This window comes from Novosphingobium kunmingense, from assembly GCF_002813245.1.
In the GTDB taxonomy this organism is placed as follows: Bacteria; Pseudomonadota; Alphaproteobacteria; order Sphingomonadales; family Sphingomonadaceae; genus Novosphingobium; species Novosphingobium kunmingense.
The window spans coordinates 667461-689742 of sequence record NZ_PHUF01000003.1 but is presented as its reverse complement, the minus strand read 5'-3'; the positions used below and the strand labels follow the sequence as shown (position 1 = coordinate 689742).

The following is a 22282-nucleotide window of genomic DNA, read 5'->3' as shown; positions in this document are numbered from 1 at the left end:
GCTTACCCCAAGCCGATCGGCGTCAGATCGTCTTCCATCCGCCACGAGGTGGTCCCGTCTTCCAGATGGAGCACGAAGGTGTCCTGGATGAAGGCGGCCGTGCGCGGGCGCGAGCGGCCGTAGTCGGTGTTGACCTGGTAGACCCGCACCACGATCGCATCGCCATCGGTCACGCCGTCTGCCACCTGGTCGGCCGTTTCATAGACATAGGCCGGGCTGCCGACCGTTTCGGTGCGGACCAGCGCGGCGTTGCGGTACAGTTCGACGTCCCAGGTTTCGGGCGCGTCGGTGTGCAGATCGCCGTCGAAGAAGCGCGCGCGGCGGGTCCATTCCAGTTCGAGGTCGCTGCCCACGAACGCGCCGGTCAGCCCGACCGGGGAGAACGGGCGCTTGATCTCGCCGGTGTTGGAGAAGGTCACCGTGGCGGCGTCGTTTGCGTCCTGGTGCAGCGTCACCCCGCGCAGGGTCAGGCCATCGCCCCACCCGCTGCCATCGACGGCCGGGACGTGGTAGATCCCGCCTTCGCCCAGCAGCACGAAGCTGTCGCCCGCCGCGTGCCCGCCGATCGCGTGATCGGTGCCGCGCTGGCCGCGCCGCAGGTCGGTCAATTCCCAGGTGGTCGGGCCGGTCTGGGTCGCGGTCTTGAACTGCACATATTCGCCGCGCCCGGCCTGCCCGACGAAGGCGAAGTTGCGCCACGCGTCGAGCTGCGCGTCGGTGACGCTTTGCAGCGCCATCTGGTCGTGGAGCAGTTCCACCGTCAGCACGCTGGCAGTGTCGAGGCTGTCGTCGAGCCCGGTGGTCGTGCCGGCGGTCAGCGTGCCGACCACGTCGCCCATCACCGCCGCCGCGGTATGGTCGAGCAGCGTGGCATAGGTCACGCCGTCGCCCGACACCTCGACCCGGCCACGGCTCCAGTAGGGCCGTGTCGCCCCCATCGCGACATAGAACCCGAAGGTGTCGTGCCCGTCGGACTGCATCGGCATGTCCATCGGCACCACCACCGTGCCGGCCAGCAGGGTGCTTTCGCTGCCGGGCAGCGGCGCGGGCGCGCCCGAGACCGTCCCCTGATAGGTGATGCTTTCGTCGGACAGCGCCTCGACCTCGATCACCCCGTTGGCGCCGCGCAGCTTGCGGGTGACGCGGAAAGGCAGGCGATCCTGCTCGATCGGCAGGGTGTAGATGCGTCCGGGCTCGATTCCGATCCAGGCGTCGGTCAGGCTGAACTGCGCCTGGGTGCGGCCCAGCCACGCATCCCAGTGCGCGGTGGCGGCGGCGGTCGCGCCTTCGTCTGCGGTCAGGGTCAGCTGCAGGGTCAGCGCGATGTTGCTCTTGGCATCGCCTTCACTGCGCCGCGACGATGCCGTGTTGGCCTGGTAGTCGCGCGCCGGATCGAGGAAGGTGATGCTGGTTTCCTGCGGCAGGCCGACATCGTACTGGCGGGTGAAGGAAACCCTGGGCGGCGGGCTGTTGCCGTATTCGTGGGCGCCAAGATCGTCCGCCGGGATGCTGGCGCGCATGCCCTGGTTGCGCTTGTAGAACCGAACCTGCCCCGCCGTTTCGGCCGCGTCGAAGCGGTAGACCGGCAGCAGCGGCTTGATCGCGTCCCAGCACGCGGTTTCGGCCGTGATCGCATAGCCGCGCAGGACGATGCCCGACAATTCGGTGCTGGACAGGTCATAGGCGGCCGCGATCCCGCTTTCGGCGCAGATCGATCCGACCACGTCGGCCAGCGTGTGCGCGGTGCGCGCCTGGATCAGCCCTTCGATCAGCGGCACCGAATTGCCGAAGGTTTCCAGCTGCAGGTCTTCCAGAACCACATAGGCGCGGTGGCGATAGGCGGTCACCTCGTCCACCGCGGCGGCCAGCACCGGATCGATGCCCTGTTCGCTGCCGCCGCCATAGACCCGGACCGACTTCACATAGCGGTTCTGCGGGAAGACGATCGACAGCACGTTGCCTTGGCTGTCCAGCGTGGTCGTGCCCGCCAGTTCGGCCGCGTCGAAGATCGTCCGGCCGGCACCGATCAGCCTGTTCAGCGCCTCGATCGGTTCGTCGCGCGAGCGGTCGGCCAGCAGCAGGGCCAGGCTGACCGAATAGGTGTAGTATTTCTGGTCCGGGGCCGCCGCGCCGAACAGCCCGCCGACCACCGCGCCGATCGCCGCGCCGATCGGCCCGCCGATCAGGAAGCCCTGCGCCGCGCCCGAAATGGCGCCGACCACTTCGGAATAGTCCTCGACCGTGTGTTCGGTTTCCTTGAAGTCGGCCTGTGCCAGCACCGGCGGGGCCAAGCGCACCTCGGCGCCGTAGACCCGCGGCATGGCGACGCCGTATTCCCCGCTGCCGGGCGACAGGTCGTCCAGTTTGGGCCCGTCGCGCGCGGTCAGGCGGTTCAGCATGTAGCTGATGCCGACCTGCGCGACGAAGGTGACCGCCTGGGTCAGGAGCTGCCCGGTCACGGCGTCACCGCTTCACGTCGGGCTGGCTGCCGCGCTTGTCGCGCCCGGGCACGTTCGGTTCGCCGCCATAGTTGATTGCGTTGGCCCAGGCGGTGCAGCCGTTGCAGCCCCCGCTGGCGTCCAGCATGTTGGTGCAGCCCGGCACCATCGCATAGCCATCGCCGACTTCGATCTCAAAGGCCAGGCGCGGCCACAGCGCGATGATCCCGCCCGCCAGATGCTCCTTGATCTCGGCCGAAATGCCCGCGTTGGCGCCGCTGGTGAAGGTCACCCGGCCGCGGCTGAAATAGCCCGCCGCCTCGGCCCGCGCGGCGTCGGTGAACCCGCGCTGGCGGTTCGCCGCGGTAACGGTGCCGGTCACGGTCAGGGGGGCAACGTCCTTGCCGCACAGCGCATCGCCGAACTGGTAGCGGCAGTTGGGCTGCAACGTGCGGACCAATGGCGTCTGCGTCAGCCGCGCCCCGTCACCCATGATGTCGACCGAAAAGCCGTTTGCATCGAACGACACCGGTCCGAAGGTGCCCGCCAGGATCGCCTTGCGAAAGCGCGGGCCATCCCAGTTCACCAGGTGCGCCTCGACCCGCGCGCCGTCGTACAGGCCGCGGTGCAGGTCGTCCTGCGAAATGGCGCCCGACGCGATCAGGCCCGACAGCTCGACATTGCCCGCCTGCGACACCTCGGCCAGTTCCTCGCTGGCGCTGGGCTGCAGCGAATTGCACGCGGCATAGGTGTGTCCGGCAAAGTCGAGGTCGCGGTCGAGCGAGGTGAAGCGCAGCACCGCGCCGTCGGTGCGGGTGATCGTCCAGATCTGCGCGCGGCGGGTCAGGCACGGCTGCGCCTTGTGCAGGAACTCGACCCCTGCCTGCGAAATGGCAAAGGCGGGCTGCACCCGGTGGAGGTATTCCACCCCGGCCTCGCTGACCGTCAGCCCGGGCAGGACGCGGTGCAGGTATTCCACCCCGGCCTCGGCCACGCGCACGGCGGGCAGGACGCGGTGCAGCACCTCGACCCCCGCCTCGCTGACCTTGACCGCGGTCATGGCGTCAGGCGGTCCGCTCGATCGCTTCCAGCGCCGCCGTCAGCCCCGCCAGGTCCCACGGCGCGGCGGTATCGGGATCGAACGGCACGTTCTGGTCGTAATAGGCAAAGGCGGTGGTCACCGGCTGATCCTCGACCGCGGCCTTGACGCCGTTCGACACCAGCGACGGCGCGATCAGCGCGGTGCCGGCGTCGTCCTTCATCGCCCGGACCGCCGGGCGCGCGGTCAGCACCTCGACCAGGTTGGCGGGCGGGTTCTGCAGTCCGAAATCGCTCCGCGCGGTGGCGCTGGCGGTCTCGATATAGGTGGCGTCGTCGGGCGGCAGGTCGTCGAGCAGGGCATAGCCCGATGCGCCCGCCGACAGGGTGAAATCGGCCTGGGCGGTGTTGGTGTTGGGCTGAAGCCAGCCCGACTTGCAATCGCCGATGAAGGTGTGGCAGCCCGACCCGTCGTTGACCGTGTCGTTGCAATAGAAGTCCGCCAGGTCGATCGTTGGCGCCGCGCCGTTGAAGCCCGCGCCCCACGACACCTGGCTGAACTCCACGCTGCTCGAGCTGACCGTGTCGATGCCCGTCAGGTTCAGCCGGGTGATCTCGTCCACCCGGATCTCGATCGCGCCGTTCTCGTTCGACGCGCGGGCATAGATCTCGACGTGCTGGTAGGCGCCGGCCCCGATCACCGGCACGGTGCGGGCGATCAGCTGCGACGTGCCATAGGGGCCGCCGGGACGCCGCCGCACCTCGATCGCGCCATCGGTGCCGAGGATGAACGACAATTGCGGGATATTGGCCTGGTCGCGGATGTCGAACGACACGCCGCCCGCCAGCAGCACCTCGCTGCTGCTCGCGCTGGCGCCAATGGCCGGTTCGCGGCTCGGCAGGTCGTGGGCGAACAGGGCAAAGCCGAACAGGACTTCTTCCAGCGGCTCGCCGAACACGCGCCGCGCCTCGCTGGTCGGGATCTGGTCGGTCAGGCGCAGGCAATGGGTGCCGGTGCGCGGGTTGGCGGTGGACAGGTTCCAGTAACCCGAAACCTGCGCCCAGGCCTGCGACGACGATCCGTTCAGCATCAGCGCCTTGTTGCCGCCGTAACGGCCCAAGCCGTCGCACCACCTGTTCGCCATCAGCAAGGCCTCACTTCGATAAGGGACAGACCGGCAAACCCGCCGACGTCGCCGCCGCGCAGGATCGCCTCGAACGCGTCGTCGCCCTCGAACCGGACCTCGACGTCGAACAGGAAGCCGGCGGTGATCGCCGCGCCGTCGGCCGGGGCCACGGCGAACTCGATCACCCCGCCGGGTCGCGACACGGTGTAGTCGCCGGGATCCGCCTCGACCCCGTCCACCGCCACCACCACGCTGGCCAGCACCGGAAGGTGCACCGTGCGCCGGTACGATCCCGAGCCATAGGTATAGAGCTTGCTCAGCCGGAACCGCTCGGCCAGCCCGTCGCCGGTGCCGATCAGCTGGTCGGTCGCGGCAATCCGCGCCAGCACGTCGTCGTCGCTTTCGTTGGGATGCGCCAGGTCGAGGCTCGCCTTGTCGAACGGATCGGCCCACGGCCACGAGAAATAGGGGCCGCGCATGGTCAGCCAGTGCTGGCGCAGCGCCTCGACCACATCGGGATCGCGGCCCTGCGCCTCGGGCAGGCCATAGCGGTGCAGCGGCTGTTCCCATTCCTGGTTGCGCTTCTCTCCCCCGCCCGCAGCCACCTTGATCGACGTGTTGAACCGGGGCGCGGCGGTGCAGGGAAAGCCCGGCACCTTGTCGGGCATGTATTCGTCGACGAACCCGGTCATGGGCCCACCCGCCGCCGCAGGTCGCGGTCGATTTGCCGTTCCGACCGGCGGAAGCTGTCGGCGTTGGGTGTGTTGACGATCATGGTGATGTTCCGCGCTGGCGCGGGCTGCGCCAACATGTCCCGTGTGTCGCTGGCGGTGTGGACGCGCGCTCCGCGCGGGAGGTTCACAAACTCGGGACCGCGCTCGCCGACCAGGGCAAGCCCGCCCGGTGCGAACTGGGTGCCGGTGGCAAAGCCGGGGATTTTCAGCGCACTACCCAGCGCATCGAACGCCTTGTCGAGGATCTTCGACGCAAACTGCGCGGCGATATTGCGCAGTGCATCGCCCAGGCTCTGCGCGCCCAGGATCAGGCCCTTCAGGTTGTCTGCCACGGTGACGAAGGCATCCTGCGCGCTGAGGCCGAACGAACGGATGCCGTCCTTCAGGCCGCTGATCTTCTCGGCCACGCCTCCGCCCAGCTTCTGGCCCAGCGCGTCCAACCCCGCCGCGATCTTGTCGAAATCGATCAGCGGCTTGTCCATTTCCAGCGCATCGGTGATCGCCTGCAGCGGCGCGGCGATGTCGGCCCCCACGCCTTGCAGCGCCAGCGCGAGGCGTGCCTGTTCGGCCAGCTCGGGCGAAATGCCGCCCTTGGCCGGCCCGGCCGCCGCCGCCGCGTCGATCGCCGCGTTGTCGGCCCGGAACGCGTTGAGTGCCGCCATCTGCGGGAACAGCCGATCCAGCAGCGGCTTGATCCTGTCGGCCATGGCCTTGAACGCCTCGGCCGCCTTGGAAGTCGCCTTCTGCGCCGGGGCCACCATCACCGCGTCGAGACGGGCCATTTCGGCGGCAATTCCGTCGACCATGTCGGGCACGTAGCTGTGCCCGACGACGGCATCGTACAGGTTGAAGAACCCGCGCTTGACCGTCTCGATCTTGTCGGTGACGGTCTTCCACACCGCCCCCAACTTGCCCACCAGCCATTCGCGCACGCCGGTCACCAGGCGCGCCATGGCCGCGATCGCCGCCGTTGCCAGTGTCCCGTCGAACAGCACCGCCAGCGCGCGGATCGCCGCCGCGATGGAATTGAAGATCACCCCCAGCCCCGTCGCCGCACCCTTGGCGACGACCAGCAGCGTGCCGCCCATCACCTGGCTGAACACCTTGCCCAGCTGCAGCAGCACCGGCCAGACGGCCTTTATCAGATCGCCCAGCGGACCCTTCCACAGGCCGGAGAATGCCGCGCTGACCGCGCCGATCAGGTTCTGCAGCGGCGGGCCGAGCGTTTCGACGAACACCGTCTTGAGCTGGCCCAGCAGCGGCCCGATCGTGCCCCAGTTGGCATAGATCAGCGCGCCGGCGGCGGCCACGGCGGCAATCGGGATCAGCACCGGGCCCAGCGCCGCGGCAAGTCCGGTGAACCCGGCCGACACCGCCGCCATCATCCCGCCCGACGCCCCGATCGCGGCGATTGCCGCGGTGAACGGCGCGGTGGCCGAAACGATGGCGCCAAGGCCGATCAGCACCGGCCCGGCCACCGCCGCAATCCCGCCCAGCGCGATCACCGCCGTCTGCGCGCCGGGTGACAGGCTGTTGAATGCGCCCAGCACCTTGTCGGCCAGGTCGAGCAGCTTGAGCATCACCGGTTGCAGTTTCTGGCCGACGCTGACCTGCAGTTCCTGCATCGCCGCGCTGGCGGCGCGGGTGCGGTTGGCCAGGCCGTCGCTGGTCCGGGCGACGTCGCCCTGGGCGTTCCTGGTCGCTTCCAGGATGATCTGCGCGCGGGCCATGATCTTGGCCTGTTCGGACAGCGCCCCGCCCGCCCCGACCAGGCCCATTTCCATGGCCTTGGCCTTGACCGCGGCCTCGGTCATGAACACGCCGAAGTCGCGCAGCGGCTCGCTTTCGCCCGACAGGCCCGAGCGCAGCTTGTCGAGCGCGGTCTGCGCATCGACGTTGTAGAAACTCGACAGGTCCTGCGCGAGCACGGAGAAGGTCCGCGACAGGTCGGCCGCCGCCGCCTTGGTCGGCGCAGCCTGGTTGAAGAATATCCCGAAGGTGTTGGCCGCGCGCTGCAGTTCCTGCGTCGAACGACCCATGGCATCGCCGGTCACCCGCGCCCATTCGGTCATCCCCTTGGACATGGTGCCGAAGGTCTGGTCGAACGCGCTCTGCAGTTCGGCCGCGTCGCTTCCGGCCTTGACCGACAGCGCGGCAAAGGCGGTCAGCGGCGCGGTCACCGCCACCGACAGCCGCCCGCCGAGCTGGGCCATGCCTTCGCCGACCTGCTGGATCCGGCGCACCGAATCGCGCATGTCCTTCTCAGCCTTCTTCAGGCCCGAACTGAACGCGCCCGATTCCAGCGCGAGGCTGATCAGCAGGCTGCCGACTTTGGTTGCCACGGTGTGTCCTTCAGGGTTTCTGCCCGGGGGCAGGATTGCGCAGGCGGCGGGTGACCTTGATGTCGAACCCGGCCGCCGCCAGGGCCTCGAACGCGGCGACGCGATCGGCCGAACTGGACGCGGCCGCCCGGGGCCGGGTCATCTGGTCGCGCCAGCGGTCGAAGCGATCGGGGATCTTGGCCTTCTTCCAGTCGATCTGGCTAAGCAGGCCGCTGAAATAGGCGGTCATCAGCGACAGGTCGCGCCGCGCCTCGAACTCGGCCCGGACCGCGCGCTGGCGCCCGGCCATGGCGGCGTTGAAGGTGGGGACGGTCTGTTCCCAGAAACTGTCCGGGTCCAGCCCCGCCTCGCACCAGTGCGACAGCAGGGTCAGCAGCGAAGGAGAGCCTACCTGGCCTTCTTCGCTGCTTTTGCTTCCCCCGCGGCGGCATCGTCCGCCTTGTCGTGCTCGCCCTTGCCGAACGCGGCGCTGACGCCCTCCATCACCGCCCGGGTGACCTCGACCACCCCGATCGCGTCGATCAGGTCGTCGCTGCCGTCGCGGGTGATCAGCAGGCTCGGCTGCAGCGCCGCCCAGAAGATCGCCGACAGTTCATCGAAGCCGATGTTGCCCTCGGCCATCGCGCTGGTCAGCGAACGGCCCAGCTCGCGCTCGGCCTTGCGCAGCGTGCCGAACTTGAACACCAGCTTGAGCGGGCCGTGATCACCCGCATCGAGCACGACGGTGTGCGCCGCGCTCATCAGGCCGACGCCGCATAGGTCGGCGAGCCGCTGACCTTGATCGTCAGGGTGGCCGTGCGCATCTCGCCCGGCGTCATCGGGTTCGGCTTGTAGCCGATCACCAGGCCGGTCCCGTCAATGTCCTGCACCGCCTCGCCGTCGAAGTCCGGCTCGACGATCTTGAAGGCGCGCTTCTGGGTCAGCTGCGCGCGGCACAGCAGGTCGGTGGGCGAGCGCGGGACATAGTTCATGACCACGTCGAACTCGCTGCCTTCCTTCAGCGTCGCCAGGAATTCCTTGAACTTGTCGGGCGACTTGAGATGGGTGGAATCCACGAAGTCGACGGTGACCTCGGGCGTTCCGACTTCGCTGACGCCGACCAACTCGGTCAGCGCGGTGCCGTTGTGGAGGTGGAACTCACCGCCCCAACCGGTCGATTCATCGGCCATTTCGTCTTCCTTTCGTCAATCGTGCCAAATCAGTGCATCGAAGCTGTCCCGGTGCACGAAGCCGGTCTCGGTTTTCTCGCTCAGGTCGCGGACCGGGCCGAACTGGCTGCGCCCGAACCGGACGCCGCCGCTCACGAACGGCCCCGCCAGCGCCGCGATCGCCGCCTCGCGCAGCGCCTTCACCGCGCCGCGGGTCGCGCCGTCGTCGCGGCAGTCCACCTGCACCCGGCTTTCGCGGTTGCCCTGGAAACCCTTCAGGGTCTGCGGCCGCGGATCGCTGACCACGGTCAGCACCAGCGACGGATAGGGCGCGCCCTGCGGCCGCTCGGTCCAGAACACCGCAGGATCCCCGTCGAAGCTGCCCAGCAAGGCCGCGCAGCCGGCATCGTCCAGCAGCCGCTGGCGCAGGGCCTGTTCCCAGTCCACCGCCTCAGCCCGCCCGCGCCCGCCGCTTGGCCAGGCGCGCCGCCGCCTTTTCGTATTCCGGCCCGATGGTCGTGCCGGTGCGCCGGATCACCGTTTCCGCCGTGGCATCGAAGCCGGGCCGGAAGAAAGGATTGGCCGCCATTTTCTCGGTCCCGAACTCCTGCATCGGACCATAGCCGCTGACGCCAAGGTCCTTGACCGCGTCCTTGCGCTTGCCGCCGGCGCGCTGGCGCGGCACCGTCGTGGTCGGCTTGACCGACCCGTCGATCCCTATCACCACCTCGGCCACGTCATTCCTGCGGTTGCGGTTGCTGGCCTGCGCCTTGACCGACGCCGCCAGGTTCATTTCGTCTTTCGGCGCAAGGCCCTTGATCGCCTCGACCATCGGTTCGGCCGCGGTCAGCAGCGCCCGCTGCCCGACCCGCCGGGCCGTGCTCGGGCTGCCCAGCTCGAACAGCAGCTTTTCGAGGTCGGCCAGCCCTTCGACCTTGACCAGGCCGCTCATGGCGCGGTCCACGGCTCGAGATCGTCCACATCGGGAACCGCGCCGCCGTCGCCTGCAACGATCCGCAGTTCGATCCCTTCGCGGTTGCCGACTTCCATCGGCGTCGCGGCAATTTCGTACAATCGCCCGCCCTCGACCACCGCGTCGGTCTCGGCGATGGTGCGCGTCACGCTGTCGTGCCGCAGCCAGCAGGTCAATTCGGCCTTGCCCTCGGTCCCGGCCGCTTCGTAGACTTCGTTGCGCCGCGCCGGCTTGATCGAGGCGTCGCGCGCGCACAGCACCTGCCAGGCTCCCGGCACCTTGCCGTAACCATCGTCGCTGCCCGCCCCGCGGCGCAGGATCGTCACCCGGCGGTTGAGCCGCCCGGCGCGCACCGCGCCCACCATCAGGCGCAGATCCACAGCGTGCGATAGGGCGAAAGGCTGTCGATCACCGCTCCGCTCAGTGCCGGCATGCCCCGGTTGTCGAAGGCGTCGCGCACCATCGCGCAGATCGCCAGCTGCAGCGGTTCAGGCACCGCGGCATAGCCGGTGGTATAGGTCACGCGCACCGGTCCCGGCGTGGTTGCCAGCGCCGGCCACGACTGGCCATCGTCCAGCACCACCCGCGCCGGATCGCCAACCAGGTCGAGCGACCACACCGTGTCGGTCAGGTCGATCGCATCGCCGCCGTCCGCCGGATCGTATTCGATCCCCGTCACGGCCAGCACCGGCCCGCGCGAAAGCTCGATCGGGCAATCGAACCCCGCCAGCGTCAGCTGCCAGGTCTGCTCGCCCAGCGACCGCCCGGTCCATTCCTCGACCAGCTTGACCGCCGCCTTCGCCAGCAGCGTGAACAGCGCATCCTTGTCGCTGTCCTCATAGCCGCTGAACTGCTTGATCACGTCCAGCGCCACCGGAAGCCCGGTCGCAGCAGTGATCAGCGTCGGATTGGTCACCGGCAGCGCCCCGTTCGTCGGTCAGGAATTGATGGGGTGCCGCTCCCCGTGCGGTGAAGCGGCACCCCTGCGACCCGATCAGTCCTGATCGGCGAGGTTCTTCGCGACGGCCTCTTCCGGCGAGAGCGTCGGATCGTTGAAGTCGATCTGGTTGCTCTGCGCCGGAACGCCGTCGCGCGGATTGGCGTCGACCGCCGGGTGATCGATCACGCTGGCCTCGGCCAGGTCCTTCTCGATCAACGCGCCGCTGGCAGCGGTTTCGGTGGCCGGCTTCAAGGCCGAGCCGGCCTTCTTGGCGACGGTCGTGGCCGCGCCGGATGTCTTCTTGGCAGTCATGGTCTGTCCTTTCGTTGAACGCTCCCGCCCTACGCGTCGCCCGGCGCACCGGGGGACGCGTAGGGCGGGGCCGCGTGGGCGGCCCCGCCTGTCGGTCCTCACGCCGAAGCGTCAGGCCATCTTGAGCGCCTTCATGTATTCGGGGTTCTGCACCCCGCCGCCGACCCGCTTCGTGGTGTAGAAGTGGACGTAGGGCTTGTTGGTGAAGGGATCGCGCAGCACGCGGGTGCCCAGACGATCGACCACCAGGTACGTCTGTTCCATATTGCCGAACAGAACCGTGACGTTGCCGGTGGCCAGCGTCGGCATTCCCGGGACTTCGACCACCGGGTAACCCAGGAGGGTAGCCGGTTCGCCAGCGGCATAATTCGGCTGCCACAGATAGTTGTCGTTGGCATCCTTCAGCTTGCGCAGGGCGAACAGCGTCGACCGGTTCATGTAGAACTTGGCGTTGGCTTCGCGTTCGCTCGGCAGCGAACCGACCAGCGACAGCAGTTCGTCCGGGTCGATCGCGGCCACGGCGGCGGCCGTCGTTGCGGTGATCGCACCCCACGGATGGCGGGCAGCATTGGCGGCGCCGGTGACATAGGTCAGGATGCCATAGGGCTTGTTCGTGCCGTTGCCCGACAGGAACGCCGTGTTCTCCTGGATGGCGAACTCGCCGTCGACTTCGCTGGTCAGCCACTGTTCGAGATCGAACCCGGCATCGTCCAGCATGCGCTGCGTCACCGCCGGGTTGGCATAGATCTCGCCCGGCTCGAAGGTCAGCGTGGTCAGGCCCGGCGTGGTCGTTTCCGGCCGCGCCGCGGTTTCCCCGACCCAGCCCGAGCCGATCACGCCGTCGTTGAACACGCGGATGAAGCCGCGGTCGCCGATGGTCACGACCTGGGCGTTCTCGCGGATCGGGCTGCGCTGCTTCAGCTTGTTGTTGATCGTCCGGTCCCATTCGATCGGGATCATGTAACCACCGGCCGAATCGGTGCCTTCCGACATCGCCGCCTGCACCGTCGGGACGGTGCCCGACCGGATATAGGCCTTGATCTGGGCATCGTGCTCGGGATCGGCCGGGCCGCCAGTGCCGCCCAGCGTGGCGGCAGCCAGCTTGCGCTGCGCTTCCTCGATCGCCGTGGTCAGGTCGCTCATGTCGGCATTCAGCTTGTCGAGCTTCGCCTGGACGACGGCGTCATCGGCCTTCTTACCCAGGTTGGCTTCGACGGTCGACTTGTAGTCTTCGTGCGCCTTGCGCAGTTCAGCGAACAGCGCGGCGGGATCGCCGGCATCGGCGCGCGGTGCGGCAGTGACCGCACGCGGCATCGAGGCAAGCGACAGGGCTGCCAGCGCAGAGCTGGCCTTCATCAGGTTTCGCATGTGGATTTCCCTTCGGTTCAGCCGGCCCGGAGGCTGGCCAGGAGTTTGGACGCTTCCGCCATCCAGTCGCCGTCCCCAGCGCCAGGCGTAGGTTCGGATTGGGCAGCGCCGGGCGTGCCCTTGATTTCGTTGATGCGGCTGCGCGCCTGGCTGCGTGTCAGCCCCGCGTGCACAAGCGTCAGCTCCATCGCGCGCAGCGAATTGGTGGCCTGGTCGCTCGCCTTGGCCTTCTCGTCCTGCTTGGTCTGGTCCGCCGCAAGGAGGCTGTCGGCAAAGCCGCGGTCGATCGCCACCGATCCGCTCATGTAGCTTTCGGCGTCCATCCACTTGGCGATGTCGGCCGACTTCTGGCCGCTGCGCGCGGCATAGACCTCGACCATGGCGGCATCGAACGGCGCCAGCCATTCGGCAACCTCGGCCATGTCGTGGCGGTTGCCGACGGCCATCACCCAGCAATTGTGGATCATCAGGAAGCTGGCCGCGCCGATCTCGACCGTGTCGCCGGCCATGGCAATGATCGAGGCGGCACTTGCCGCCATGCCCATGATCTTGACGATCACCGGCTGCGGGTGTTCGCGCAGCACGTTGTAGATCGCGATGCCTTCGAACATGTCGCCGCCCGGCGAATTGATCTGCACTTCGACCGGGCGGTCGCCGATCGCGCGCAGCTGCGCCCCGACCGACTTGGCGGTAATCCCGCCGCCCGACCAGAAATCCTCGCCGATCATGTCGAACATGGTGATGACGTTATCGCCGCTGGACAGAGCGGCGGGACGCACCCCGGCCGCATCCTCGGTCCAGCGATCCAGCACCGATGGCAGGGTCAGCGCCGAAACCTTGCGGTCGGCGGGCACCGGTAGCGCGCCCGGGCGCGCGCCAATTCCGGCTGCCTGGGCCATGATCTTGGGCAGTTTACGCATCGCCGGTTCCTTGTGCAGTGTCCTGTTTCCACGCCGGACGCCGGCCTTCGCCGCCGTCCAGCGGGTTCATGTCCATCTTTTCGCGGGCTTCGTCGGGCAACATGAAGCCGCCCGCGCCCGGACCGCCGATGGCCTTGGCGAAGAACTCGGCCTGGTCCTTCAGGCTGCCGCGCAGCAGCGCGCCTTCGTTGAACTTGGCGTAATGGCTGTCGCGGTCCCGCTCGCTCAGCAGGTCGCGCGCCACTGCCTCTTCCCAGGCGACGAACCATGGCATCAGGCAGTAGGTGACGAAGAACAGCCCCAGCTGCTCGATTCCCGAACCCCAGGCCGTTTCGTCGAACATCAGCAGCGGTCGCGGCACGCCCGACACCCGGCCGATTTCCTCGGCCTGGAACTTGCGCTGCGCGACCTGCTCCAGATCCTTGCCGTTGCTGGGAAACGGATTGGCCTTCATGTCTTCCTCAAGCACGAACCAGCGCCCGGCGTTTTCCGCGCCCTGCATCCGGTCGCGCATCTGTTGGCGCAGCCGGTTGACCGCGGCATCGCTCAATTCCTTGGGATGGGTCAGCGCTCCGCCCGGCTGCGTCCCGTTGCGCAGGATGGCAGCGGCGGTCTCGTCGACCACGTCGGCCATGCCCAGAACCTCGGCCGCCAGCTTGAGCAGCCCTTCACCGGTCAGCCCGTCGCTCGACCACGGCGCGCGCAGGTGGAATATCTCCGCCTGCTCGTAGACCTTTTCAGCGCCGGTCTTGGGCTGGTACTTGAACCGCAGCCGGAAATCGGCCGTGTCCTGCACCGGCGTGATGCGGCGCGGATCGAGCGGCCACAGCGCCTGCGGCCCCCGCACCCCCGGCACCTTGTAGGCATAGGCATCGCCGTGCAGCAGGGCGCGCCCCTGCATGTAGCTTTTGAACTCGAACGGCGTCTGGGCGCTGTTCGGCATCTTTCGCAGCAGCCGGTGGACCGGATGCGCGTCGGCCTTCTCGATCGACCCGTCGCCCAGCTTCTGGTGCAAGTTCATCGGCAGCATGCCGACCGCACTGGAAATCAGCGTGACCGCGCGCTGGAACGTCGCGTTCGACATCGCCGAACGCTCGCTGACCGCGCGCCCGGACCGCGTCGCATAGCCGCCCGACAGCAGGCCCAGGCCGATGTCGCGCTTCAGGTCCAGCACGCCATACGCTTGCGGCAAGCCGAGCGCAGACGCTTCGACCTCGCGGCCGAACAACCGGTCGAGCCAGCTCATCAGACCACCAGCAGCCCGCGCTCTTCGTAGACCGAAGGCCCGTCGCTGTCGGCCACCGGTCCGACTTCCAGCATCTGCACGGCATTCAGCATGGCGATCAGCGGGTCGATCTTGCCCGCACCGGCCATCTGCTTGCTGATGTACACGTTGCTTCCCTTCAGTTCAGCCCGCGCGTTAGACACGCACCAGGCCATCAGGGCCGACCCGTCATGCCGCAGCATGCCGTCGCCCAGCTTGAATTCCGTCGTCTTGATCGTTCCCGTCAGGCCCACGCCCTGGCGCACCGGGGCGATCTGCCCGGCGCGGCGCGCCACGGCATCGCCCTGGTCGAACCCGGCCGCGACCAGCGCGTCGACCAGCGCGCCCATGCCCCAGGCATCTACGCCGACCCCGCCGACCGCCGGCATCAGACCGCTGTCGCGGATCCGCACCGTCAGCGCGGCCACGTCCTCGACCAGCGCCTGCCCGGTCTCGACCAGGCGCAGCGTCCCTTCGGCCTCGAACCGGCGAAGGTCGGTCACAATGTCCTTGCGCCGCTCGAGCGCGATCTGCAGCGCCCAAGCGCGGCAGCACACCAGCCAAACGCCGGTGTCGCGTTCGCGCCCCGCCACGGCCAGGCCGAACAGGTCGTCGCGCCCGCCGCCGTCGATCCCGACCACCGCCACCTCGCACCGCGCCAGCAGCGCGTCGATCGTCAGGCCCGGTTCCTCGGCCGCTTCCCAGTAATCGGCCGCGCCCCAGCGGTCGCGCCGCAGCCGCAGCCCGATTTCGACGTTGATGTGCTTGGCGAGGAATATCTGCTTGCCCTCGCCCTCGCCCGCCAGCGTCTTGGCGTATTCCTTTTCCAGCCACTCGCGGGTGACCGCGCTGCCCAGGCTCGGGTTGGTGATGTACCAGTTGTCCGGGTCTTCGTAGGCCTGTGCTTCCAGCAAATCCTTGGGCCACTCGTAGAGCACGCCCAGGCACGTCGCGTCGGCGATCACCCCGTCGCGCACGTCGCGAAAATAGTTGAGCTTCGCCTTGAACACGCCCGCCGGCGCTTCGTCCGAATGGGTCGTGATCGAGATCAGGAACCCTTCGGACCGCGTCGCCAGGCCGCCGGTCGCTTCGCGCAGCATTGCCTCGGCCTTCGGGTTCTTCCCGAAAAGCCACAATTCCTCGACCAGGACGAACCCGGCCTTCTTGCCCCCGACCACGCCGCTGTCGGCCGCGACCACCTTCAGTTCGGCCTCGGTCACCCGGTGCTTGATCGTCCGCTGGTGCTCGATCACGTGCAGCAGCTCGCTCAGCTCGGGATCCGCGCGGACCATGCCCGCCGCCGGATCGAAGCTGTTGTTCGCGATCTCCAGCGTCGGCGCCAGGATCAGCAGTTCGGCGTTGTGCCGGTAATTCAGGATGAGCGCGGTCAGCATGATGCCGGCCGCAATCATCGACTTGCCGTTCTTCTTGCTGATCAGCAGCATGAACTCGCTGATCAGCCGCGCCCCGGTCTGCGGGTCCTGTGCCCCGAAGATCGCGCCGACGAAGTCGAACACCCAGTTGTCGCAGACCTCGCCCAGCGTCGGCCAGGTCCCGTCGAGCTTTTGCGGCAGGTCGGTGACCTGCAGCGCCTTGAACACGCCCAGCGCTTCGTCGGCGCTGGCCTGGAACAGCGGTGCGATCGGCACCAGGCTGTCGCCCGCGACGATCCGTTCCCGCCAATCGAGGCAGGCCGTCGACCATTCCATGGCCCTTCAGGGCCTCAGTGGATCAGCTGCGGCGGCGCCTGGCGCGGCGCGAACCGCCCCTTGACCTCGCCTGCGGCCTGTTTCTGCGCTTCCTTCTTGCCCAGCGGCTTTGCCTTGTCGGCCTTGCCCCGGTCCTTGATCCTCTCGCCGAGCGCTGCCAGCCCCGCCTTGTCCAGGCGCTTCAGCAGCTTCTCGGTCGCGCCGGTCTTGCCGGCCAGCGAATCCCGGTTGAGCCGCGCCAGCAGCTCGCCCTCGACGAAGGCCCGCGCGTTGCGGCGGATCGCCTGCAGCTCGCGGGTCGAAAAATAATGTTCCTTCAGGGTCGGGATCGAGATCCCCAGCGCCGCCGCCACGTCGGCGTCCGACTTGCGCTGCGCGTATAGCAGCACGGCTTTTTCTAGGTTTTCCGCCGTCGGCACGTGCTGCGGCCGACCCTTGCAGCCCTTGTTGGGCGGGACCGGTTGGCCCAGCAGGTCGAACGGCAGCCACCCGGGCCCATCCACCCTGCCGGATTTCGCATCACCCAAGAAAAAAATCTCCAAATGGTAGGGGCGGCGGTCAGGGAGCGGGGTGCCTGGTGGACTTTCGACCACCCCCCTGCCTCCGCGCCCGCTCGGCCTTGGCCTGCGCCGTCTTGGCCTGGTGCTCGCTGAAGGTCAGCCACACCGTATTCGCCGGATCGAGGTCCGCACCGCCGTCGCGCCGCTCGGTCTTGTGATCGAGGATCAACCGCTCGCCCGGCTTGGCCCTTGCCTTCGCCTCGCGATAGTCGGCATCGCGCATCCGCTTGGCCCGCAGCGCCACCCACTCGGGCGACTGGTAGAAGCTGTCGGCAACCTTCGCCGCCCGCGCCACCCGAGGCAGCATCGGTGCAAGCCGCGGCGCCAGCCTTACCAGGCGCACCATCGTTCGATCCCGTGTCTGTTGTGAGGTGCCAGAGCCAGAGTGCCGAGCAATCAAGGGGAGGGCTCAATCCCGGCGCACCGGCCCCAGCGTGCCCAAGGCATAGCCTATTTCGCGGGACAAACGGACACACTCTTTTCTGTAGAAACGAAAAGTGTTCCGCTTGACAGTTGTCCCTGACGAAAATCCGCCATTTCAGTCCGCAGAACCCAGCCCCAACCGCTCCATCCGCACCGCCACCTTGCCCACCGCCCGCTCGTAACGCTTGCGCAGCGCATCGCTGGTCACGCCCAGCTTGGCCTTGGCGTGCCGTTCCTCGCCCCGGAACACCACGTCCCAGCCAAAGCCTTCCGGCCCCGGCCAGCGCTTCATCACCAGCACCCGGCCGACCAGCGCGCGGTGCCCTTCCGGCACGGCCAGCGCGGCGGCCCGCTCGCCCAGCAGCACCGCGTCGAGACGGGCCATCATCCGCCGGCTGAGCGGCGCGCTCGGCACCGCGTCGGCATCGGCATAGTCGGCCTGCGCGTCCTTGACGATCGCCGGCCAGCAACTGCGCGATCCCGCCGCCAGGTAAGACCGCTCGCGGTCCGGCAACGCCGCCAGGCATTCCACCGCCTCGATCAGCGCATCCTCGGCTTCCTGCCACGTCACCATTGCCGCCATCGCTTCCACCCTTCCATTCGCCAAATCAGCCCGATTGCCTTTGATTGGAACCTTTTATTATTCCTCTTTTCAGAGAGTTAGAAGATATGTGGAACCTTGGAAGGCAAAACCGGGCAACTCCCACGGACTGCTTTTTCCCGCATCATCGCGCACGGGACCTGCCGCGATTTGCCTTCCAAGGTTCCAAACGCGCGCCACGTGCCCGGAAAACCGGGCTTTCGTGACTTCCAATCGCAGCAATCGGCCCGCTTCGGCAAAGGTTCCAGTGGAACCTTCCACACCGGCCACCAGCCCACCGGGGGCGCGGGGAAACCGTTATAGCGCATGTGCTTAGTCATAGCGCCGCCCGTCCAGCCACGGATCGTCGCCGACATCGTCCGGCGCGCCGGAATCGCCCTTTTCATCATCCGCGCGCCACGCGCCCGCCTTCACGTCGTCGAGCAGGATGCCCGGCCGGATCCGCACCTTGACCCACCACATGCCGTTGCTGGTCAGCTGCTCGAACTGCTTGTCGCGCATCGCGCCGACAAAGCCGCGCTGCTTCCACGCCTCGCGCCCGCTCGCCTGGCACCATGCCTCATAGAACTGGAACAGCTCGGTCGACTTGATCCGCACCTTGGGATCGTCGCTCACCTCGCACATGTCGGACAGGAACCGGCCCAGTTCGTCGCTGTCGTCGCGGTAGGCCCGCGTCGCCTCGCGCACCTGGTCCGGTTCGACCAGGCCGTGCGTGCGCCAGTCGATCAGCCCCGCCAGCAACCGGTTCAGGATGCCGCTGGCTTCGGAATCGCGCATCCGGTCGCCCAGCTTGCGGTCGACCTGGTCGGGCGGGATCTGCACGCCCCACGGCACCAGCTGCATGCGCCGCCAGATGCCGTCGTCGGTGCCCTTGATCTTGGGCTTGTGGTTGCCAGAAATCGTCATCTTGAAACTGGGCAGAAAGGTGAAGAACCCCTTGTTCAGGTGCCGCGCGTCCACCGGATCGCCGCCGGTCACCTGCTTGATCAGTCCTTCGTTCAGCGCCGCGCCCTTGTCGGGCTCGCTCGCGCGCAGGAACCGCACGCCGGGCAGGCGGGCGATGTCGGGCGTCGCCTGGTCGCCGCGGCGCTTGCCCGCATCGGTCATGAAGCTGTCGATCGGGATCGACCCGGCATAGTCGCCGACGATCGCCGCCACCGTCTCCACCCAGGTGCCCTTGCCGTTGCGCCCGCTGCCGTAAAAGAACGCCAGCTTCTGTTCGGAAATGTCCCCGGTCAGCGATAGGCCGCCCCACTGGTGGACGAAGCGGCGCATCGTCTCGTCGGGCTGCACCCGCTCGATGAACGCGTCGTATTCCGGGCAGGTCGCGCCCGGCGCATACTTCACCGGCGCCAGCTTGGTCATCAGGTCGGCGCGGTCGTGCCGGTGCAGCTTCACCCGCCACCCCGCCGTGCGCCATTCGCTCTTGCCCGCTTCCACCTCGGAACTCGGCCGTTTTTCCCGCGCCCGTTCCAAGCGCAGCGTCCCGTTCAGCACGTTGATCGCCATGCGGTCCTGGTCGAGCTGGTCGGGCTCGATCGCGATGTCGGGAAACGCCTTGGCCAGCGCGGCGACCGATTGCAGCTTGCCCGCCCCTTCGCTGGTCTTGGCCCAGGCCGCGATCTTGTGGCTCCACATCGCCTGTTTCTTGGCGCCCAGCACCACGTCCAGCGGTTCCAGCGCGTCGAGCGCGCGGGCCAGCGATCCATCGCTGTCGCTGCGCAGGTACGTGTCGCGCTCGGCCAGACCGAACGCCTCGGCCCAGCGCTCGAACTCCCACAGGTCGCGGTCGTTCAGCGGCTCGCTCGGCGGGGCAAAGCCCGATGCCGCCACCAGCGCCGCCTCGTTGCGGATCGCCCGCACCGTCAGGAACACCGATTGCATGACGGGCGCGGGCAGCCGGTCCTTTTCCTCGCTCAGCAGCCGCCAGCGGCGCTTGTCCCAGGCGAACCAGCCAATCTCCGGGCAAAAGCGGAAATCGTCGCCATGCCGCACCCGCCATCGCTCGGCATTGCCCAGGTCGGTCAGCGGCAGCCGCGCACAGGCCAGGTCCTTGGCAAAGTCCGGCACCGCGCGCAGGCGTCCCTGTCGGCCGCCGGTACTAATGTCGCCTGCGGCTCCATGCCGCCCGGCTCCATCCCCCGCACCCCCGGCAGATGAAGCCGCCGGGCCGTCCGTGGCGGAACCATCCGGACCGCCGTCAGGGGGCGCGGGGACATCGCCCCCGCCGGTCAGCACATTGCGCCGGGTCATGCGCCGCAAACCGGTGGGAGCGTAAAGCGAGCGCGATATATCTGAATTAGCGACGCCTGCTCCGCAGAGGCGATCTCATAGACGAAATGATCAACGTCAAAGACCTTTGATCTCGGCAGACCCCTCAACCGATCGGCGAAATCAGCAAGCGTGACAAAGGTGATGCAATCGCCGCGCCGACCGCAACGATCGAGCAAGCGCCGCGCGTGCGAAACGTGGTGATGATTGGCGACAAGGTAAATCGACCCATCGGACAACGCCGTCAGCGCCTTTGTCGTTCGACCTGTATTCCTCACGCCGCCAACCCCCGCGCCTGGTGCGCCGCTTCCACGCGCGGCAGGCCGCCATGGGCCAGCAGCTGGCGCAATCGCTCCTGCGCCCCGGCCTCGACCGTCAGCGTCACCCGTTCGCCCAGCGCGCGCAGCGCAGTCAGCGCCGGCAGGCCCCAGTCCAGCACGCACAGCCCCGCGCCGCCCGCGCCCATCCAGTCGAACGGATCGGCAAACAGCCGCAGCCGCACCGCGCGCGGCGGCTTGGCCGGGCTCGCCGCGGCCTGCGCTTCGTCGCGCGCCTGTTCGGCCTGCGCCAGCATATCCAGCCCCAGCGCCCACCCGTCCCCGGTGCGCAACGCCCATTCGTCACGGCAATGGCTGGCCAGCGCCGCCACGTCGATCAGCTCGCCGTCTGCGTCCCGCACCCCGATCAGCAGCCGCTGCGTCGCCCCGCCGGGCGTCCAGGTCGCCCCGTTGCCCGACAGCTCGACCCGCGCCACGCCCAGGTCGCCCGCCCCGCTCAGCCGCGCAATCAGGTGCCGGTCGGCCCCCATGCCCTGCAGCATCTGCACCGCCGCCCACGGCATCGCCGCGGCCGCACTCAGCAGCTCGCACGCCATGTCGTCCGCGCCCGGCCTCATTGCGAACCCGGCGCGGTACACAGCCGCCCTTCTTTTGGGCAAACCCGCTGCGAACCATTCTCCGTTTTGGAGGCGATTTGTTTCCAGTCGCGCGGACCAGTCATGCCAAAGTGCCAGCGCCGCCTCGCTTCACGTGGGCGATCGGCATTTCGCAAAGCGCGATGGCTCAACAGAAAGGGCTCTACATGGTTTTCGACACCGATCCTGCTCTCGCCCCGTCCGATCTGTTGTTGCGGCTCGACGCACCCGGTCCGATCGATGCCGCGGCTCTTGCAGCTTTCGGCGCCGAATTGACCAATTACCTGCGCTCGCCCGCAAGGCTGGGCCGGAGCGCGACTCTCGCGCTCAGCCGGCTGAACTGCGACCACGCGGTCGATGTAGTCTTTGCTCTCTGCGGCACAGCGGGTGCAGTGGCGGTTGCAACCAGACTGGTGGAAGATGTGGCGGGCGAAATGCGCGGCGCGGACCCCGCGCTTTCCGATGCGACCGCCAACCTGCTGAATGCCTCCGGCGCCAGTTCCGTCTACCTCATGGCCGAAGGCGACACGATCCCTGGCCCCATAGTCGAAGGCATCCATCTTTTCGACATCGATCGGCTTCGCGAACGCGTCTGACATCACGCCGCCACCTCGGCGGGAAACTTGCCCACTTCGTTGCCCCAGCTGGTCCAACCGGGCCGCGCCGTGCGGGCGAACATTTCCAGATAGGGTCCTCCGACCAGCGCTTCGATCCGTTCGTACTGGCAATCGGGCTTGCGGCTGTGCTCGCGCCGGGGCTCGAGGATCACCTGCCGCACCCCGGCCTCGATCCGCTTGGGCTTGCCCCGCGTGAACAGCCAGCACGGCTCAACCTGCTTGCGCGTCCAGTACCCGAACCCCATGCGCGGCTCGGGCAAGTCGCCGGTAAACAGGTCGGCCTGGTCGCCGCCGATCAGGCGCTGCTTGACCCAGTAAAACGCGTCGGTCTTGAAGGTGAAACCCCATGCTGCCGCCAGTTCGATCGCCTCGGTCAGGTGGGACCCCACGATCCACATCAGCAACGCGCAATCCTTTGCCGCTGCATTGGAGACCGGCAGCGCGGCCATTTCGGCCAGCGTCATCGTCCGATAATGATCCTCGGCGCAGCGGTGCGGGGTCATGTTCTCGCCCGAAAAGGTTCGGAACGCCCACGGCGGGTCAGCCAGGATGCAGCCGAAGTGGTTCTGCGGCAGGTGCTCCAT

At 68.1% G+C, this 22282-nt stretch carries 24 protein-coding genes; 1 reads left to right on the top strand and 23 read right to left on the bottom strand.

What is annotated here, in order from left to right:
* Positions 1-2 precede the first annotated feature (2 nt).
* The 22 genes from B0I00_RS09440 to B0I00_RS09335 all read right to left on the bottom strand — a co-directional run bounded on the left by B0I00_RS09440 (position 3) and on the right by B0I00_RS09335 (position 21063).
* Entirely contained in the window at positions 3-2459 is a 2457-nt protein-coding gene (locus B0I00_RS09440; RefSeq protein WP_100867111.1) for a phage tail protein, read from the bottom strand.
* Between the two features lie 4 nt (positions 2460-2463).
* Positions 2464-3498, bottom strand: coding sequence for a DUF2163 domain-containing protein (locus B0I00_RS09435; protein WP_100867110.1), 1035 nt, complete (start codon positions 3496-3498; stop codon positions 2464-2466).
* 4 nt (positions 3499-3502) lie between these two features.
* Positions 3503-4621: a hypothetical protein gene (locus B0I00_RS09430; protein WP_100867109.1), complete on the bottom strand. Its 1119-nt coding sequence runs from the start codon at positions 4619-4621 to the stop codon at positions 3503-3505.
* Positions 4621-5295 (bottom strand): DUF2460 domain-containing protein, encoded by a 675-nt coding sequence (locus B0I00_RS09425; RefSeq protein ID WP_100867108.1) that lies wholly within the window; start codon positions 5293-5295, stop codon positions 4621-4623. The genes B0I00_RS09430 and B0I00_RS09425 overlap by 1 nt, the downstream gene beginning before the upstream one ends.
* Entirely contained in the window at positions 5292-7679 is a 2388-nt protein-coding gene (locus B0I00_RS09420; RefSeq protein WP_100867107.1) for a phage tail tape measure protein, read from the bottom strand. The genes B0I00_RS09425 and B0I00_RS09420 overlap by 4 nt, the downstream gene beginning before the upstream one ends.
* Positions 7680-7689: 10 nt before the next feature.
* Positions 7690-7968, bottom strand: a complete 279-nt coding sequence (locus tag B0I00_RS09415) for a hypothetical protein (RefSeq protein ID WP_100867106.1) — start codon at positions 7966-7968, stop codon at positions 7690-7692.
* 98 nt (positions 7969-8066) lie between these two features.
* Positions 8067-8420 (bottom strand): hypothetical protein, encoded by a 354-nt coding sequence (locus B0I00_RS09410; protein WP_100867105.1) that lies wholly within the window; start codon positions 8418-8420, stop codon positions 8067-8069.
* Entirely contained in the window at positions 8420-8848 is a 429-nt protein-coding gene (locus tag B0I00_RS09405) for a phage tail tube protein (protein ID WP_100867104.1), read from the bottom strand. The genes B0I00_RS09410 and B0I00_RS09405 overlap by 1 nt, the downstream gene beginning before the upstream one ends.
* 15 nt (positions 8849-8863) lie before the next feature.
* On the bottom strand, positions 8864-9274 hold the full coding sequence (locus tag B0I00_RS09400; RefSeq protein WP_100867103.1) for a DUF3168 domain-containing protein: 411 nt from the start codon (positions 9272-9274) through the stop codon (positions 8864-8866).
* 4 nt (positions 9275-9278) lie between these two features.
* Positions 9279-9779, bottom strand: a complete 501-nt coding sequence (locus B0I00_RS09395) for an HK97-gp10 family putative phage morphogenesis protein (protein WP_100867102.1) — start codon at positions 9777-9779, stop codon at positions 9279-9281.
* The gene (locus B0I00_RS09390) at positions 9776-10165 is read right to left on the bottom strand and encodes a phage head closure protein (protein ID WP_157812520.1); all 390 of its coding nucleotides are present in this window, start codon (positions 10163-10165) and stop codon (positions 9776-9778) included. The genes B0I00_RS09395 and B0I00_RS09390 overlap by 4 nt, the downstream gene beginning before the upstream one ends.
* Positions 10165-10716: a head-tail connector protein gene (locus B0I00_RS09385; RefSeq protein WP_157812519.1), complete on the bottom strand. Its 552-nt coding sequence runs from the start codon at positions 10714-10716 to the stop codon at positions 10165-10167. Before B0I00_RS09385 ends, B0I00_RS09390 begins: the two co-directional genes overlap by 1 nt.
* A gap of 78 nt (positions 10717-10794) precedes the next feature.
* Positions 10795-11052, bottom strand: coding sequence for a hypothetical protein (locus tag B0I00_RS09380; RefSeq protein WP_100867099.1), 258 nt, complete (start codon positions 11050-11052; stop codon positions 10795-10797).
* A 111-nt stretch (positions 11053-11163) separates the two neighbouring features.
* Positions 11164-12420 carry a phage major capsid protein gene (locus tag B0I00_RS09375; protein WP_100867098.1) on the bottom strand — a complete coding sequence of 419 codons (1257 nt, stop codon included), beginning with the start codon at positions 12418-12420 and terminating at the stop codon, positions 11164-11166.
* A 17-nt stretch (positions 12421-12437) separates the two neighbouring features.
* Positions 12438-13340 carry a head maturation protease, ClpP-related gene (locus B0I00_RS09370; protein WP_198519188.1) on the bottom strand — a complete coding sequence of 301 codons (903 nt, stop codon included), beginning with the start codon at positions 13338-13340 and terminating at the stop codon, positions 12438-12440.
* Positions 13333-14586 (bottom strand): phage portal protein, encoded by a 1254-nt coding sequence (locus B0I00_RS09365; protein ID WP_100867096.1) that lies wholly within the window; start codon positions 14584-14586, stop codon positions 13333-13335. The genes B0I00_RS09370 and B0I00_RS09365 overlap by 8 nt, the downstream gene beginning before the upstream one ends.
* Positions 14586-16313 (bottom strand): terminase large subunit, encoded by a 1728-nt coding sequence (locus B0I00_RS09360; protein ID WP_100867095.1) that lies wholly within the window; start codon positions 16311-16313, stop codon positions 14586-14588. Before B0I00_RS09360 ends, B0I00_RS09365 begins: the two co-directional genes overlap by 1 nt.
* Positions 16314-16327: 14 nt before the next feature.
* A complete protein-coding gene (locus B0I00_RS09355) occupies positions 16328-16816 on the bottom strand; it encodes a hypothetical protein (RefSeq protein WP_100867094.1) in 489 nt (162 codons plus the stop codon).
* A 55-nt stretch (positions 16817-16871) separates the two neighbouring features.
* Entirely contained in the window at positions 16872-17219 is a 348-nt protein-coding gene (locus B0I00_RS09350) for an HNH endonuclease signature motif containing protein (RefSeq protein ID WP_100867093.1), read from the bottom strand.
* Positions 17220-17411: 192 nt separating this feature from the next.
* Complete coding sequence (locus tag B0I00_RS09345; protein WP_100867092.1) at positions 17412-17879, bottom strand: hypothetical protein; 468 nt, start codon at positions 17877-17879, stop codon at positions 17412-17414.
* Positions 17880-18209: 330 nt separating this feature from the next.
* Complete coding sequence (locus B0I00_RS09340) at positions 18210-20150, bottom strand: DNA primase family protein (protein ID WP_100867091.1); 1941 nt, start codon at positions 20148-20150, stop codon at positions 18210-18212.
* A gap of 292 nt (positions 20151-20442) precedes the next feature.
* Positions 20443-21063 (bottom strand): hypothetical protein, encoded by a 621-nt coding sequence (locus B0I00_RS09335; protein WP_157812517.1) that lies wholly within the window; start codon positions 21061-21063, stop codon positions 20443-20445.
* 185 nt (positions 21064-21248) lie between these two features.
* On the opposite strand from B0I00_RS09335, the gene B0I00_RS09330 reads away from it, so the two are divergent.
* On the top strand, positions 21249-21677 hold the full coding sequence (locus B0I00_RS09330; RefSeq protein WP_100867089.1) for a hypothetical protein: 429 nt from the start codon (positions 21249-21251) through the stop codon (positions 21675-21677).
* A gap of 2 nt (positions 21678-21679) precedes the next feature.
* Here B0I00_RS09330 and B0I00_RS09325 read toward each other — a convergent pair whose 3' ends face one another.
* Entirely contained in the window at positions 21680-22282 is a 603-nt protein-coding gene (locus B0I00_RS09325) for an MT-A70 family methyltransferase (protein WP_100867088.1), read from the bottom strand.